The sequence below is a fragment of the Streptomyces sp. NPDC048419 genome (genome assembly GCF_043200415.1).
GTDB lineage: Bacteria > Actinomycetota > Actinomycetes > Streptomycetales > Streptomycetaceae > Streptomyces.
This window is the reverse complement of the sequence record NZ_JBICXT010000010.1, coordinates 195394-210141: the sequence shown is the minus strand read 5'-3', so window position 1 is coordinate 210141 and position 14748 is coordinate 195394. Positions and strand designations below refer to the sequence as shown.

The following is a 14748-nucleotide window of genomic DNA, read 5'->3' as shown; positions in this document are numbered from 1 at the left end:
CGTCCCGGCTACCTCTGTGCGACGTAGGCCTTGTGCGCCTCGGCGCGGAAGAGCGTGAAGGCGGCGGCCGCGAGGACGACGCCGGAGCCCAGGTGCAGCCATCCCCACGAGGTGACGTTGACGTCGTGCGGATAATCGCGCACGTTCTGGCTCCTCGAAGGAGACGCAATACCGGCCATGGCCGCTCCCTTCGACGTGGTCGAGGTCCATCCAGCCGCGATCCGTCCCGGTCCGCGTCACCCGCCGCAGGTGAGGAACCGGACCGGGGCAGGGCCACCCCAAGACGGTCCGGGCCGGCCTGCGCGTCGTCGCGTTCGCCCGCCCGCAGGGCCGAACAGGCCTGTTCGCCTGCGGAGTTGCCTCACCCGCGGCGGGTGAGGTGGCCGCCCGGGGGCCCTGGTGGGCCTGCTGCCGCCGCGCGCGGCCACCGTCTTCCGTCCGGCGCGCTCGTACGGTTCAATCTCTCCGGCGCCCCGCCCAGGGCCGCGTGCGCCTGTCCTGGCCCGAAGTCGGCATCCGCGCCTGGGCGTTGACCGGCCCGGGCTGTAAGTCGCGTTGGACGGCTGGGGCACGCACGTGCTGCCGGTCGCTGCGGCCCAGCCGGCCGGCGGTTCGTGGAGGGCGGCCTCCGCCGGGGGCCGCCCGTTCGCCGCCGGTGCCCACACCGCGCCGGTCTGGGCGCGGTACGCGGCGACGGCCGCCTCAGCGTCGGAAAGAAGGGGGCCGGATACCGTCCCGCCGTACCCGCGCCGTCGCCTTCATCATCGACTTGAGGGCGTTCATGGCGCTCTCGGCCTTGCCCTCCTGGCGCATGCCGATGCCCGCGTTGATCACCGTCAGCACGAGCAGCAGCACCGCGGTGCCCCACTCCTGGATGGCCAGCGACACGATCGCCGCGGCGATCAGGATGGTCTGCATGTAGCTGCGGTACTGGTCGAGATACCGGCGCCAGCCGGGCCGGGTCTGCTCCTCCGGCAGGGCGTTCGGGCCGTCCCGGCCGAGCCGTTCGGCCGCCTGCGCGCCGCTGAGACCGACGGCGGGGTCCACGCCGAGGACGTCCGCCACGGCCTGGGGCGGCTGTGCGTACCAGGGTTCGGCCGCGGCCGCGCGGCCCCGTTCTCTCCCCGCCGGGGAGGTCATCGTCCGTGCTGCCGCTTCCTGTGGCCCGCGACCGACGCGGCGTAGGGATCGGCCGGCGCGCCGGACGAGGCCTCCGCCTCGAGGTCCTGCTTCACCAGCCCCAGCTCGTACCGGGCCTTCTCGCCGACCTCCGGGTACTGGGGGTCGAGGTCGATCAGGGTGTGGGCGAGCACCGAGGCGGCGCAGATCCGGGCGTACCACTTGTGGTCCGCGGGGATGACGTACCACGGCGCCCAGCTGGTGCTGGTGGCCGACAGCATGCGGGAGAACGCCAGCTGGTAGTCGTCCCACCAGGCGCGTTCCCGCACGTCGGAGGCGGAGAACTTCCAGTTGCGCTCCGGTACGTCGATGCGCTTGAGGAAGCGGGTGCGCTGCTCCTCCTTGGAGAGGTTCAGGAACAGCTTGACCACCCGGAAGCCGTTGTCGTGCAGATAGAGCTCCCAGTCGTTGATCTCCCGGTAGCGACGGCGCCACTTGCCCTTGCGCTTGGCCTCCTCCGGCAGCCGCTGGCGGTCGAGAAGCTCGGGGTGCACCCGCACCACCAGCACCTCCTCGTAGTGCGAGCGGTTGAAGACGCCGATCTCACCGCGCCGGGGCAGCCGGCAGGCGTAGCGCCAGAGGAAGTCGTGGTCGAGTTCCTCGTTGGAGGGCACCTTGAAGTTCGACACGTGGATGCCCTGCGGGTTCACCCCGGTCATCACGTGCCGGATCGTGCCGTCCTTGCCGCCGGCGTCCAGGGCCTGCAGACACAGCAGCACGCCGTTCCTGCCCTCGGCGGCCAGCCGCCGCTGGTAGTCGGCCAGCATCGCGACACCGGTCTCCAGCAGTTCCCGGCCGTCCTTCTTCTTGCGGATGCCGGTCTTGTCGCCCGGGTCGAAGTCGGTGGCCAGGTCCACCTTCGACCCCGGCTCCACCCGCAGCGGTGCGATCAACTCGGCGATCCGCTCGGCGCGTTCGTCCTTCATGAGCGCGGTCCCCGGTCGTCAGTAGGACTCGTCCGGCTGCACCACGCACAGCGCCCAGATGATGAAGCCGTACAGCGCGATCAGGGTGACGGACCAGAACGGTTGGTACGGGATGTCGAGGAAGTTGGCGATGATCAGCAGCGCCGCGACGCCCACGCCCATGACCCTCGCCCAGGTCGCCTTCATGACGAGACCCATGCCGACGGCCATGGCGACGACCCCGAGGCCCAGATGGATCCAGCCCCAGCTCGTCAGGTCGAACCTGAAGACGTAGTGGGGGGTGTTGATGAAGACCTCGTCGTCCGCGATCGCCATGATGCCGCGGAAGATGTCGAGCATGCCGCACATGACGAGCATCACTGCGGCGAACGCCGTCAGTCCGCCGGCGACCGCCAGGGTTCCCTCCGAGCGCCGGTGATGCGTGGTGGTGGTCATGGCAGGACCTCCGTCCTCGGAACGGCCGCGTGACGCGGCATCTTCTCCACTCCTACGCCGGCGTCGGCGGCCCGGCGTCACCTCGGAAGGGTGAGGCCGGGGCCGGAGGTGACGAGGGTGCACGGTTCAGAAGCGGTGGTAGTGCACGGCGCTGGCCACGGCGACGTCCTGCACCGAGGCGTGGCGCCGGCTGAAGGGGATCCAGAACAGGCCGACGGGCAGGGCGATGCACAGGACGGCGCGCAGCAGTGAGCGGGTGATGCCGAGCAGCCGTCCGGTGCGGCAGGTGACGCGCAGCCCCAGCAGCCAGTCGCCGAGGGTGCCGCCGGTCGTGGCCCAGCTCGTGCCCAGGTAGAGCACGGCGATGGCCCAGCCGAGCGCGCCGGTGAGCCAGAGCGAGAGGTCGGGCATGTGGAACGGCGGCCCGGTGACGATCAGCCGCAGCCCGCTGAACGCGAGCTGCACGGCCAGCCCGATGCAGACCACCACGATCGCGTCGACCACGGCCGCGAGGCACCGCGACACGACCCCCGCCGTGCCGCCCTGCACCTCCCCCCGGTCCGGATGCGTCACGGCGCCTGCCCGTTCGGCGGCGCGAGTCCGTCGACGCGGTCCGGTACGGTGCCGGGTCTGTGCATCAGGCGGTCGGCGACCCGGTTGACCATCCGGTCGGCCCGCATGCTCCGCAGCCGCAGCGCGTCGACCGTTTCCTCGGCCATCCCCCCACTGGTGTCGCGGACGATCCGGCCCAGGTCGATCTCCTCCAGCACGGCCCGGGTGAGCGCGGCCAGGTCGACCCGGTCGATCACGGCGTCCACGTCCAGGCGGGCGGCGATCCGGTCGACGTCGATGCCCGCCGCGATCCGGTCCATGTCGAGACGCGCCACGATCCGCTCCAGGTCGATGCGTTCGGCGACCCGGTCCACGTCGAGCCGGGCGGCCACCGCGTCCACGTCCACCCGGGCCGCCACCCGGTCCACGTCGACCTGGTCGGCGATGTCGTCGACGTCCACCCGGCGGGCCACGCGCATCACGTCCACCCGGTCGGCGATCCGGTTGACGTCGAGGCGGCCGGCCACGCCGTCCAGATCGAGCCGGTCCAGGACGGCGGCCGTCACTGCGGGCACCAACCGGTCGGCGATCCATCCCGCGGTCCCCAGCGCGTACCGTGCCACCCGTCCGGCGAGGTCGAAGGGGTTCACGAGGCCGATCCTGGTCATCTCTGCACGGCACCACAGCTGAGCCGCGGCCGCCTCATCCGCTACGGGTGATCCGTGCCCCGGACGGCGCGTGCTCGCGATGGAGCGGCTCGCGGTGGGGTGAAGATCACAGGGCGCGGACCTCATCGGTGCACCTCGCGCTGAGTACGGTGTGCGGGTGCCGAAGCGCAAGAACACGTTCTCATCCTGGCGGCGAAGCCTCACGCAGCGCGCCGTCCACGCGGGCTGGGCCTGGGTGCAGCGCACCGGCTCGGTCACCGCGGAGCGTCCGGGGCGCTTCCGCTTCGGCGCGCTGGGTGCCCACACCCGGCTGGCCTTCCCGCTCGGCACGGTCTTCGGGGAGCCCTGGATCCACATCGGCTCGCACTGCATCGTCGCCGAGCAGGTCACGCTGACCGCCGGCCTCATGCCCGACCTCGACCTCGGCACGGAGCCGATCCTGCGCATCGGGGACGGCGTCGTCCTCGGCCGCGGCAGCCACGTCATCGCCGACACGTCGGTGACCATCGGCAGCGACTGCTACTTCGGTCCGTACGTCTACGTGACGTCCACGAACCATTCCTACGACGATCCGCACGAACCCATCGGCAAGCAGTGGCCGCGGATGGAGCCGGTGGAGATCGGGCCGGGCTGCTGGATCGGTACCGGCGCGGTGATCCTGCCGGGCGCGCGGATCGGGCGGAACGTGGTGGTGGCCGCGGGCGCGGTGGTCCGGGGTGTCGTGCCCGACCACGCCGTGGTGGCCGGGGCGCCGGCCCGCGTCGTCCGCCGCTGGACCGCCGCTGAGGGCTGGCAGCCACCGCTGAGGACACCGGCGCCGGTCCCGATACCGGACGGCGTCACCCCCGAACAGCTCCTTGCCCTCTCGGAGTTGGACGAGGAGACGGTGTCGAGGCTGGCGGAACTGGACGCCGACGCCTAGTCCATGACCGGCGCCGACACCCCCTAGCCCGTCGCTAGCAGCAGCGTGCCCACCAGGGCGAGGCCCGCGCCCGCCGCCTGGATGCCGAGGAGGCGTTCGCGCAGGAAACCGCGGGCGGCGAGGGCGGTCACCACCGGGTAGAGCGAGGCGAGTACGGCCGCCACCATGACGGGGCCGTGCTGGGCGGCGACCGAGTAGGTGCCGTTCGCCGCGACGTCCGCGAGACCGACGAAGCCGAGTGCGGGCAGAGAGGCCCAGGGGAAGCCGCCCTCGGGGAGGGCCTCGGCGCCTCGCCTGACGGACGCGAACAGGGCGATGCCACCCGCGGCCACGTTCGTCACCCGCTGCACGAAGAGCGCCAGGAACAGGCCGGTGACGGTCGTGGAGGCCTCCGCGATCAGAGCGAACACCGTGCCGAAACCGAGCGCCGCGACGAGCGTGAGCAGGATGGTCTGCCGTTGCACGGAGGCGCCCCCGAGCCGGGGGCCGCCCGCGAGCACCACGCCGGTGACGGCCACGGCGATCCCGGCGACCTGCATCAGGCCGGGCCGCTCGCCGAGAAAGAGGCCCACGCTCACCGGAACGGCCACGCTCAGCGTGGCGAGCGGGGAGACCACGCCCATCGGACCCCGGGCCAGCGCCTTGTAGAAGGCGATCATCGCCACCGGCCCCACCAGACCGGCCGCGAAGGCGAACCACAGCCGGGGTCCCGCCTCGCTCCAGCCGCCCGTCGCCACCACGACCGCGCCGAGCACCGTCGCCGCGATGGTCTGCGAGACGACGACCACGGTGAGGGCCGGGCTGCGCCGGGTCAGCAGTCCACCGCCGAAGTCGGCCAGCCCCCACAGCAGGCTGGTGGCCAGGGCGAAGAGTGCTGTCACGGGGTGCCTCGCAGTACAGTTCGGTGAACGATCGGGTGCAGCACAGGGTAGTGCAGCGAAGTGAACTCGGTCATCTAAAATACTGGCCTTGCTCCCTCCTTGCTTCACCTCCCCACATACGGACATTGGACGGAACGTGTCGGACCTCGACCTGCTGACCCAGTCCCTGGCGCGCAACGTCAAGCGCTGGCGCAACGACCGCGGCTTCACCCTGGACGCGCTCGCCGCCCGCGCCGGGGTCAGCCGCGGCATGCTCATCCAGATCGAGCAGGCCCGCACCAACCCGAGCATCGGCACGGTCGTCAAGATCGGTGACGCGCTGGGCGTCAGCATCACCACCCTGCTCGACTACGAGCAGGGCCCCCAGGTCCGTATCGTCCCCGCGGACCAGGCGGTCCGGCTGTGGAGCACCGACGCCGGCAGCTTCAACCGGCTGCTCGCGGGCACCGAGGCCCCCGGCCCGTTGGAGATGTGGGACTGGCGGCTGATGCCCGGCGACAGCAGCCCGTCCGACCCGCACCCCACCGGCACGGTCGAGCTCGTGCACGTCCTCGCGGGCGAACTGACGCTCACCGTCGACGGCGTGAAGCACCGCATCCCGGCCGGGTCGAGCGCCTCCTTCGAGGCGGACTCCCCGCACACCTACGGCAACGAGGGCGGCGAACCGATGGAGATGGTCATGGCCGTCTCGGTACCCCCGGTGCGCTGAGACGGACCCCCGGGCCCCTGTTAGCGTGCGGCCATGCGCGCACCCATCGGACACTTCGACACCGCCGTCCCCGCCCCCGATGCCCTCGACGACCTGACCGCCCCGGTCGCCGAGGCCGTACGGAACTGGAAGGGCAGCGTCCCGGCGGACCAGATCGTCTACGTCGACACCGACCCGCAGTGGGCCGACACCGCTGTCTTCGTCGAGCACTACGGGCAGGAGCTGCTCGACCGGTCGGCGAACTGCGTGGTGGTGGCCGGCAAGCGGGGCGGCGAGACGACCCTGGCCGCGTGCATCGTGCTCTCCACCACCCGCGTCGACGTCAACGGCGTCGTCCGCCGCCAACTCGGCGCCCGCAAGGCCTCGTTCGCCTCCATGGACACGGCGACGGGCGAGACCGGCATGGAGTACGGCGGCATCACCCCGATCGGCCTCCCGTCCGGCTGGCCGATCCTGGTCGACTCGGCCGTCGTCGACCTTCCCTACGTCCTGGTCGGCAGCGGCCGCCGCCGCGGCAAACTCCTGATCCCCGGCAAGGCCTTCGCGGAACTGCCGGGCGCGGCGGTGCTGGAGGGCCTGGGGGCCTAGAACCTCCCGCACGGGCCACGTCGACGGATGTGCCGACGCCCGGCGCGGCTCGCACTGGCCGGGTGCCGGGTGCCGGGTGCCGGGTGCCGGGCAAGGTCCGCTGCCACCTCCGTCGGGCGTCAGGTCGGCGGCCGGGCGCCGCCTTCCGCGCCGGTCGCGGATACGCCGACGCCCGGCGCGGCTCGCACTGGCCGGGTGCCGGGTGCCGGGTGCCGGGTGCCGGGTGTGGTGGGGGCGTAGGGCAAGGTCCGCTGTCGGCTTCGGTGTCAGATCGGCGGCGTGGGGCCGAGTTCTGCCGGCCGGGCTCCCGTGTGGTGGGCCAGTGCCAGGTGCGGGTCCTCCTCGCCCGGTGCCGGGGCGGGGTCGGCGTGTACCAGGGCCGCGGTGAGTTTCGGGACCGCGTGCAGCAGGGCGTGTTCGGCCTCGACGGCGATCGCGTGGGCGGCCCGTACGGTCGCGTCGCCGTCGACCACCACCGCGACCTCGGCCCGCAGCCGGTGCCCGATCCAGCGCAGCCGCAGCTCGCCGACCTCGCGCACGCCCGGAACCTCGCGCAGCGCCCGCTCGGCCCGGTCCACCAGGGCCGGGTCGACGGCGTCCATGACGCGCCGGAACACCTCGCGCGCAGCGTCCCGCAGCACCAGCGCGATCGCCGCGGTGATCGCCAACCCCACGAGCGGGTCCGCGAGTTGCCATCCGAGCGCGGAACCGCCGGCCCCCAGCAGCACGGCCAGCGAGGTGAACCCGTCGGTACGGGCGTGCAGCCCGTCGGCGACCAGCGCGGCCGAACCGATGTCCCGGCCCACCCGGATCCGGTACCGGGCCACCCACTCGTTCCCGGCGAACCCCACCAGCGCCGCCACGGCCACCGCCGGCACGTGCGCCACGGGCCGCGGATCGAGCAGCCGCTCCACCGCCGCCCAGGCCGCGAACGCCGCCGACGCGGCGATCGTCAGCACGATCGCGATCCCCGCGAGGTCCTCCGCCCGCCCGTAGCCGTAGGTGAACCGCCGCGTGGCCGCCCGCCGCCCGAGCACGAAGGCGATGCCCAGCGGTACGGCGGTCAGCGCGTCCGCGGCGTTGTGCACGGTGTCGCCGAGCAGCGCCACCGAACCGGACACGGCGACCACCGCGGCCTGCGCCAGCGCCGTCACGCCGAGGACGGCGAGGGAGGCCCACAGCGCACGCATCCCACGCGCCGAGGACTCCAGGGCGGAGTCCAGCTTGTCGGCGCTCTCGTGGGAGTGCGGGCTGAGCAGGTGGCCGAGGCGGTGCCGGACGCCGGGGGAGTCGTGGCCGTGCCGGTGCGGATGTGCGTGGTGCTCGTGGTGGCGGTGCCGGTCGCTCACGTGGGTCCCCTTCCGGGCCGCGGGAGTGGACGTGTCGGGCCCACGAAGCCATTATGTGCGTATGAGCGCACGCATGCACCTGTCACCTGCGCACGATGCGCATCCGCGCACCCCGGGCGAGGAACAGTTCGCCCTCGCCGCCGAACTCCTCGCCCTGCTCGGCGACCGCACCCGGCTCGCCCTGCTGCACGCCCTGACCAGGGGAGAGGCCGACGTCACGACGCTCACGGAGTCCTGCGGCGCGGCCCGTCCCGCGGTCAGCCAGCATCTGGCGCGGCTGCGGCTCGCGGGTCTGGTGAACACCCGCAAGGAAGGGCGCAGGGTCGTCTACTCGCTGCGCGACGGGCATCTGCGGCGGCTCGTGGACGAGGCGCTGAAGGTCGCCGACCACCGGCTCAGCGACCGCCCGCCGCACGACTGAGCCGGTCCTCGAGCGTCAGGACGCGGAGCTCTTGCCGAGGTACTGCTCCGCGAACGAGGCCGCCGCTGCCGGGGATTCGAAGAGGCGCCGCAGCCGGGCGAGCGTCGTGCCCGCCCGATACGCGTCGCCCGACGACGTGCCGTGGTACACCTCCGACAGCCACTGCGAGAACTCCTGGTAGTCCCACACGCGGTCCAGACAGGTCGCCGAGTAGGTCTCCAGACCGGCGCTCTCGCCCTTGGTGAGGTGGGCGACGAGGCCGTCGCCGAGCAGGAAGGCGTCGTGCAGGGCGAGGTTCATGCCCTTCGCGGCGATGGGCGCGGTGAGATGGGCTGCGTCCCCGGCGAGGAAGAGCCGCCCGAACACCATCGGTTCGACCACGTAGTTGTGCATGTCGAGGACGCGCTTCTCGATCAGCCGCCCCTCCGTGAGCGGCGGCCGGTCCTGCGCGCCGAGCCGCTCCTGCAGCTCGGCCCAGACCCGGTCGTGCGACCAGCTCTCCGGGTCGTCGCCGGGCGGGCACTCCAGGTAGTAGCGGGTGACCTCGGGGCTGCGCGGCATGTGCCCGGCGAAACCGCGCGGATGGATGCCGAACACCACGCAGTCGCTGGACGGCGGCGCCTCGGCGAGCAGCGCGAGCCATCCGACGCCGTAGTCCTGCCGGGCGAAGCGGGCGTGCTGCGGCAGCGCGGCCCGGGTCACGCCGCGGGCCCCGTCGCAGCCGATGACGAACTCACAGTGCAGGAGCTCTCGTTGACCGCTCTCGGGGTCGGTGTACGACACCGTCGGCCGGTCCGAGTCCAGGCCGTGCAGCTGGACGTCCCGCACACCGAACCGGATCGCACCGCCGCGCACGTCCGCGTACTCGCGCACGAGATCCGTCACCAGCAACGGCTGCGGATAGACGAAGTGGTGATGCCCCGTCAGTTCGGTGTAGGAGAAGCGGTGCCGTTCCCCGCCGACCCGGAACTCGCACTGGGTGTGCAACTCCGCCCGCTCCAGCAGGTTGTCCGCAAGGCCGCGCTCCTGGAGTCCGCGTACGGCCCACTCCTCGATGACGCCGGCCCGGGGCCGCCGCTCGATGAACTCGCGCGTCTCGATCTCCAGGACCAGGCAGTCGACGGAGGCGGCCCGCAGGATGTTGCCGATGGTGAGACCGGCGGGGCCCGCGCCCACGATCACCACCGGAAAACGGTGCGCGGGAAGGAAGTTGGGCTGAGAGGTGGTCGACGTCACGCGAGCATTATGACGGTGGCCCGTCAGCCGCGGCAGGGGAGCCGTGGCCGACGGGCCGTTCCGGGGAGGGAGGGGACGACGGATCAGTGCGCGGGCGCGTCCGTGACCACGACCTCCTCGATGCTGCGCTCGATCTCCTCCGGGGGCGAGGCGGTCGCCCGGGCCCAGTAGTAGATGACCAGCGAGAAGGCGGCGACGACGAGGATGTCCCACCACAGGGCGATGTGGCCGGCGCCGCCGAACTGGCCCTGCGCGGAGATGACGCCCATGCCGAGCAGGTAGACGGGCAGCCACTGGGCGGCCTTGAAGTCCATCCGTGGCGCGTCGGGCTGGTGCGTGGCGTTGGCCCACCAGGCGTAGCCGCCGAGGAGCAGATAGCCGAGGACTACCGCGATGCCGAGCCGCCACAGGGTGTCCCAGCCGGACCAGTAGATGATCAGGTTCGCCACCACGAAGGACAGCGGGGCGACGACGCTGCCGGCGGGCAGCCGGTACGGGCGCTCGTGGTTCGGCAGGTTCCGGGAGAAGACGCCGTATGCCAGCGGGGCGCCCGCGTACATCAGGACGCTCGCCGAGGTGATGAAGCCGACCAGCTCCTGCCAGCTGGGGAAGGGCAGGAAGCAGACCACGCCGGTCACGAAGGAGACGATCAGGCCGAACCACGGCACGCCGCGGCGGTCGGTGCGGGCGAGGATCTTCGGGGCGTAGCCGTTCTTGGCGAGGCCGTAGGAGACGCGCGAGGTGGCCGTGGTGTAGATCAGGCCGGTGCCGCCGGGGGAGATCACGGCGTCCGCGTAGAGGATGAAGGCGAGCCAGCCCAGGCCGACCAGTGTCGCGAGGCCCGCCCAGGGACCGCTGATGCCGGGGTAGTCGAGGTGTGCCCAGCCCTTGGCGAAGGTGCTGTGCGGCAGCGCTGCGATGAAGACGACCTGGAGCGCGACGTAGATGACCGCGCCGATCGCGACCGAGCCGAGGGTCGCCCGGGGCAGGTCCCGCTTGGGGTTGCGGCTCTCGCCCGCGAGCTGGATGGCCTGCTCGAAGCCCAGCAGGGCGAAGATGATGCCGCTGCCGCTGATCGCGCTCAGCACGCCCTTGGCGCCGAACGGGGCGAAGCCCTCGGAGCTGAAGTTGGCCGGGTGGAAGTTGCCGATGGCGATGACGAAGATCGCGCCCAGCGGGACGGCGATCTTCCACCAGGTGGCGGCGCTGTTGGTGTGCGCCAGGGCCCGGACGCCGAAGAAGTTGACCGCGACGAAGACGGCCATGAGGACGACCGCGGTGACCAGACCCGCGGGTGTCAGTGTCTGGTCCTTGTGCTGCAGGCCCTGCGCCCAGCTCCAGTGACCGGCGTAGCCGATCATGGCCTCGACCTCGATCGGCGCCACGGTCGCCGCCTGGAGCCAGGAGAACCAGCCGAAGGACAGTCCGGCCAGGCCGCCGAAGGCGTAGTGCGGATAGCGCGCCGTGCCGCCCGCGACCGGGAACATGCCGCCGAGTTCGGCGTGCACGAGGGCCAGCAGGACGATGGCCACCGCGCCGATCACCCACGAGATGATCGCCGCGGGACCGGCGGCCACGACCGCCTTCTCTGCGCCGTAGAGCCAGCCGGAGCCGATGATCGAACCGACCGATGCCCACATCAGGCCGATCAGTCCGACGTCTCGCCTGAGGCCGCTCGGACCTCTGGCCTCCTCCACGGAGGTCTGCTCGATGCTCACCATATGTTCAGCGACCTCTCACATTCTGAATAAGTGCTTTCAGTCAGTGCGACGTCGCAGATTAGGAATCAGCGGGGGGCGAGCAGAAGACCCGTTGTGAAGTTTTGACCAGCGCCTGGGAGGTTCCTGAACAGGCTTTCAGGTGATCTGTACGAAGCGGAGACCCGCCCGTGACCCCTAGCGCATGAGCGGTATCTCGATCGCGGGGCAGCGGTCCATCACCATGTCGAGGCCTGCCGCGCGCGTGCGGTCGTAGGCCGCCTCGTCGATCACGTCGAGCTGGAACCAGACCGCCTTGGCGCCTTTCGCGACGGCCTCGTCGGCGATCGGCCCGGCGAGTTCGCCGTTGACGAAGACGTCGACGACGTCCACGTCGAAGGGGATGTCGGCGAGGGAGGCGTACCCCTGCTCGCCGTGCGCCGTCTCCGCCTTGGGGTGGACCGGCACGATCCGCTTGCCGAAGCGCTGGAGCACCTGGGCGACGCCGTACGCGGCGCGCCGCCGGTTCGACGACAGGCCCACCACGGCCCAGGTGTCGCCGGACTCGGTGAGGATCTTGCGGATCGTTGCCTCGTCGCCGTACACCCTGGGCCTCCCTGTGCCTCGTGGACCTGCCGTCGTGTTGGGTGAACGGCTCGCGATACACGATGATTCCCCGGCCACGGCGCGTCCTTGACGCCTGTTCGGGGAGCCGGTGGCGCAGTACCTTCTGGGCAGTCCCGCCCGGCAGGGGGTGCCCGATGCCCGCGCACGACATGCTCGCCGCACGCCTGACCATCCACCTGGACGCGGCCGTCGTCTGGCACCACCGGCCCGCCTACGCCGAACTCGTCCACCGGGCGCACCGCGAGGGCCTGGCCGGGGCGAGCGTCTTCCGCGGGGTCACCGGTTTCGGCTCCGGCGACCCCAAGCGGCCTTCCCACGGGCCCAAGGGGCCGTGCACCGTGGTCATCGTCGACGACGAGCCCCGGCTGCGGGACTTCCTGCCGCACGTGGCGGACGTCCTCGGCGAGACGTCGGCGGTCGCTGTGCTCGACCGGGTACGGGTCCACGCGCCACGCGCGCGTGCGTGACGCCCCCGTACTCCTTGTTGACTTGCGTTGTTGAATCCCGCCACCGTGTCCTGATTTCGGTCCGGATGCCTGCGTACGGGCGCGTGCACGCCTACGCTCGCTGGGTGCTGAGCATCATCGACGCCCGAACCGGCGCTTCCGTCGACGCCGCCCCGGCCCGCCGGGGGCTGACCCGGGTCGAAGTCCATGTCCCGGGTTCCGGAACCGGATCCCTGCGGGTGCTGCTGGTCGCCGACGTCCTCGTGCGTGCCCTGGAACTCGGCGGCACCCCGGTGTGGGGCGTGCTGAACGCCGGCAGTGAACACGCCGAGCTGCGGTCCGGGGTGACGGCCCTCGGCATCCGCCCCTTCGAGGACAGGCGGGACGTGGGTCCCGGGCTGGGCGAGGCGCAGGTCCTGCACGTCGTGGGGGAGGGCGACGCGCCGCCCGAGGGCGTGCGGATCGCCGTCGCTCCCGTGCACGCGGCGGAACCCGGCATCCCCGAGGGCGGTGACCCCGCCGTCCTGCGCCTGGCCCTGCTCTCCCGGCGCCGCGCCGAGCCGGTGACGCTCGACGCCGCCGCCCTCGCCGAGGCCCGGGCGACCCTCGTACGCTGGCGCCGTGCGGTCGCCGCCTGGGCGCAGCGGCCGTCGCGGCCGATCCCGGAGGAGGCGCGCACGCGCCTTCGCGGCGCCTGGGAGGACGACTTGGACGTGCCCGCGGTGCTCCAGGTGCTGACCTGGGTCGAAACGGAGTCCGAACTGCCCGACGGCGCCCGCTTCGAGACGTACGCCTACGCCGACCGGCTGCTCGGCCTCGACCTCACCCGCGACATCGGATCCCCCGCGTGATCGCGCGCGCGGTACCCGGCCCGCTGCGCCGCCTGGTGGTGCTCCGGCACGCCAAGTCGGCCTGGCCGGTCGGCGTCGCCGACCACGACCGCCCGCTCGCGCCGCGCGGTCTGCGGGACGCGCCGGCCGCGGGACGGGCCCTCGCCGAGGCCGACTGCCTGCCGGACCTTGCGCTGTGCTCCACCGCCGTGCGCGCGCGGCAGACCTGGGAGCTGGCCTCGGCCCAGTGGGGCACACCGCCGTCGGTGCGCCTTGACCCGCGGCTGTACGGCGCCGACGCCACCGAGCTGCTGGGCGTCGTGCGCGAGGTGTCCACCGAGGTCGAGACGCTGCTCCTGGTCGGCCACAACCCCGGCCTCGAGGAGCTCGTCCTCGACCTGGCCGGGGACGACCTCGACGACGCGCTGGACGAGGTGCGGGCGAAGTTCCCGACCTCGGCGATCGCGGTACTGGCCTGGCACGGGCCCGCCTGGGACATGCTCGACCCGGGCACCGCGCTTCTGACGGACATGCTCGTGCCGCGGGGCAGGAAGGGCGACGCGAAGAAGTAGGACGGGCGCCGCATAGGCTGGCCGGATGCAGGACGAGTACCGCACGGTGGCCCACGCGGGCGTGCACGAGACCGAGGTCAACCGCTCCCGCTTCCTGTGCGCCCTGGCGCCGGCGGCCACCGAGCAGGAGGCCCAGGACTTCGTCGCCGGCGTGCGCAAGGAGCACGCGGACGCCTCCCACAACTGCTGGGCCTACGTCATCGGCGCCGACGCCTCGGTGCAGAAGGCGAGCGACGACGGCGAACCGGGCGGAACCGCGGGCGTCCCCATGCTCCAGATGCTGCTGCGCCGCGACATGCGGTACGTCGTCGCCGTCGTCACCCGCTACTACGGCGGGGTCAAGCTCGGCGCGGGCGGCCTCATCCGGGCCTACGGCGGCGCGGTCGGCGAGGCCCTGGACGGGATCGGCACGCTCACCCGCCGCCGGTTCCGGCTCGCCACGGTGACGGTCGACCACCAGCGCGCCGGCAAGGTGGAGAACGACCTGCGCTCGACCGGGCGCGAGGTGCGCGGGGTGCGCTACACCGAGGCGGTCACCATCGAGATCGCCCTGCCGGACGCCGACGTGGACGCCTTCCGCTCCTGGCTCGCGGACGCGACCGCCGGGACGGCCGGGTTCGAACTGGGCGGCGAAGCCTACGGAGATGTGTGACGTTCCGTATGAAACGGGCGTAACGGACCCGTATGAGACGCCTCATGACGGGCCGATA

Annotated in this window: 19 protein-coding genes; 8 read left to right on the top strand and 11 right to left on the bottom strand. The window is 72.3% G+C overall.

Features of this window, described 5'->3' with window-relative positions:
- Window positions 1-8 precede the first annotated feature (8 nt).
- The 6 genes from ACGFYN_RS22360 to ACGFYN_RS22335 form a co-directional block, all read right to left on the bottom strand.
- A complete protein-coding gene (locus ACGFYN_RS22360; RefSeq protein WP_393867599.1) occupies window positions 9-143 on the bottom strand; it encodes a hypothetical protein in 135 nt (44 codons plus the stop codon).
- A gap of 559 nt (window positions 144-702) precedes the next feature.
- Window positions 703-1140, bottom strand: a complete 438-nt coding sequence (locus tag ACGFYN_RS22355) for a cation-transporting P-type ATPase (protein ID WP_393867598.1) — start codon at window positions 1138-1140, stop codon at window positions 703-705.
- Window positions 1137-2105 (bottom strand): polyphosphate kinase 2 family protein, encoded by a 969-nt coding sequence (locus ACGFYN_RS22350; protein WP_393867597.1) that lies wholly within the window; start codon window positions 2103-2105, stop codon window positions 1137-1139. Before ACGFYN_RS22350 ends, ACGFYN_RS22355 begins: the two co-directional genes overlap by 4 nt.
- A gap of 18 nt (window positions 2106-2123) precedes the next feature.
- Entirely contained in the window at window positions 2124-2540 is a 417-nt protein-coding gene (locus ACGFYN_RS22345; RefSeq protein ID WP_393867596.1) for a hypothetical protein, read from the bottom strand.
- A gap of 126 nt (window positions 2541-2666) precedes the next feature.
- Window positions 2667-3113 carry an RDD family protein gene (locus ACGFYN_RS22340; RefSeq protein ID WP_393867595.1) on the bottom strand — a complete coding sequence of 149 codons (447 nt, stop codon included), beginning with the start codon at window positions 3111-3113 and terminating at the stop codon, window positions 2667-2669.
- Window positions 3110-3760, bottom strand: a complete 651-nt coding sequence (locus tag ACGFYN_RS22335; protein WP_393867594.1) for a hypothetical protein — start codon at window positions 3758-3760, stop codon at window positions 3110-3112. The genes ACGFYN_RS22340 and ACGFYN_RS22335 overlap by 4 nt, the downstream gene beginning before the upstream one ends.
- A gap of 157 nt (window positions 3761-3917) precedes the next feature.
- Here ACGFYN_RS22335 and ACGFYN_RS22330 point away from each other — a divergent pair, with 157 nt between their 5' ends.
- Window positions 3918-4682: an acyltransferase gene (locus ACGFYN_RS22330; protein ID WP_393867593.1), complete on the top strand. Its 765-nt coding sequence runs from the start codon at window positions 3918-3920 to the stop codon at window positions 4680-4682.
- 23 nt (window positions 4683-4705) lie between these two features.
- On the opposite strand, the gene ACGFYN_RS22325 is transcribed toward ACGFYN_RS22330, so the two are convergent.
- Entirely contained in the window at window positions 4706-5563 is an 858-nt protein-coding gene (locus ACGFYN_RS22325; RefSeq protein ID WP_393867592.1) for an EamA family transporter, read from the bottom strand.
- Window positions 5564-5699: 136 nt separating this feature from the next.
- Here ACGFYN_RS22325 and ACGFYN_RS22320 point away from each other — a divergent pair, with 136 nt between their 5' ends.
- Together ACGFYN_RS22320 and ACGFYN_RS22315 are read left to right on the top strand one after the other, a co-directional pair.
- The gene (locus ACGFYN_RS22320) at window positions 5700-6272 is read left to right on the top strand and encodes a helix-turn-helix domain-containing protein (RefSeq protein ID WP_393867591.1); all 573 of its coding nucleotides are present in this window, start codon (window positions 5700-5702) and stop codon (window positions 6270-6272) included.
- Window positions 6273-6305: 33 nt separating this feature from the next.
- Window positions 6306-6860: a YbaK/EbsC family protein gene (locus tag ACGFYN_RS22315; protein ID WP_393867590.1), complete on the top strand. Its 555-nt coding sequence runs from the start codon at window positions 6306-6308 to the stop codon at window positions 6858-6860.
- A gap of 266 nt (window positions 6861-7126) precedes the next feature.
- Here the strand turns inward: ACGFYN_RS22315 and ACGFYN_RS22310 are convergent, their stop codons facing one another.
- Entirely contained in the window at window positions 7127-8209 is a 1083-nt protein-coding gene (locus tag ACGFYN_RS22310) for a cation diffusion facilitator family transporter (RefSeq protein ID WP_393867589.1), read from the bottom strand.
- A 61-nt stretch (window positions 8210-8270) separates the two neighbouring features.
- On the opposite strand from ACGFYN_RS22310, the gene ACGFYN_RS22305 reads away from it, so the two are divergent.
- Window positions 8271-8630, top strand: coding sequence for an ArsR/SmtB family transcription factor (locus ACGFYN_RS22305; RefSeq protein ID WP_393867588.1), 360 nt, complete (start codon window positions 8271-8273; stop codon window positions 8628-8630).
- Between the two features lie 15 nt (window positions 8631-8645).
- Here ACGFYN_RS22305 and ACGFYN_RS22300 read toward each other — a convergent pair whose 3' ends face one another.
- From ACGFYN_RS22300 to ACGFYN_RS22290, 3 genes are all read right to left on the bottom strand, one after another.
- On the bottom strand, window positions 8646-9866 hold the full coding sequence (locus ACGFYN_RS22300; protein WP_393867587.1) for a 4-hydroxybenzoate 3-monooxygenase: 1221 nt from the start codon (window positions 9864-9866) through the stop codon (window positions 8646-8648).
- An 83-nt stretch (window positions 9867-9949) separates the two neighbouring features.
- The gene (locus tag ACGFYN_RS22295) at window positions 9950-11587 is read right to left on the bottom strand and encodes an APC family permease (RefSeq protein ID WP_393867586.1); all 1638 of its coding nucleotides are present in this window, start codon (window positions 11585-11587) and stop codon (window positions 9950-9952) included.
- A 174-nt stretch (window positions 11588-11761) separates the two neighbouring features.
- The gene (locus ACGFYN_RS22290; RefSeq protein ID WP_393867585.1) at window positions 11762-12169 is read right to left on the bottom strand and encodes a CoA-binding protein; all 408 of its coding nucleotides are present in this window, start codon (window positions 12167-12169) and stop codon (window positions 11762-11764) included.
- Between the two features lie 155 nt (window positions 12170-12324).
- Here ACGFYN_RS22290 and ACGFYN_RS22285 point away from each other — a divergent pair, with 155 nt between their 5' ends.
- From ACGFYN_RS22285 to ACGFYN_RS22270, 4 genes are all read left to right on the top strand, one after another.
- On the top strand, window positions 12325-12657 hold the full coding sequence (locus ACGFYN_RS22285) for a DUF190 domain-containing protein (protein ID WP_393867584.1): 333 nt from the start codon (window positions 12325-12327) through the stop codon (window positions 12655-12657).
- Between the two features lie 65 nt (window positions 12658-12722).
- Window positions 12723-13487 carry a hypothetical protein gene (locus ACGFYN_RS22280; protein ID WP_393867583.1) on the top strand — a complete coding sequence of 255 codons (765 nt, stop codon included), beginning with the start codon at window positions 12723-12725 and terminating at the stop codon, window positions 13485-13487.
- Window positions 13484-14038, top strand: a complete 555-nt coding sequence (locus tag ACGFYN_RS22275; protein ID WP_393867582.1) for a SixA phosphatase family protein — start codon at window positions 13484-13486, stop codon at window positions 14036-14038. The genes ACGFYN_RS22280 and ACGFYN_RS22275 overlap by 4 nt, the downstream gene beginning before the upstream one ends.
- A 25-nt stretch (window positions 14039-14063) precedes the next feature.
- Window positions 14064-14690: a YigZ family protein gene (locus ACGFYN_RS22270; protein WP_393867581.1), complete on the top strand. Its 627-nt coding sequence runs from the start codon at window positions 14064-14066 to the stop codon at window positions 14688-14690.
- Window positions 14691-14748: the final 58 nt, after the last annotated feature.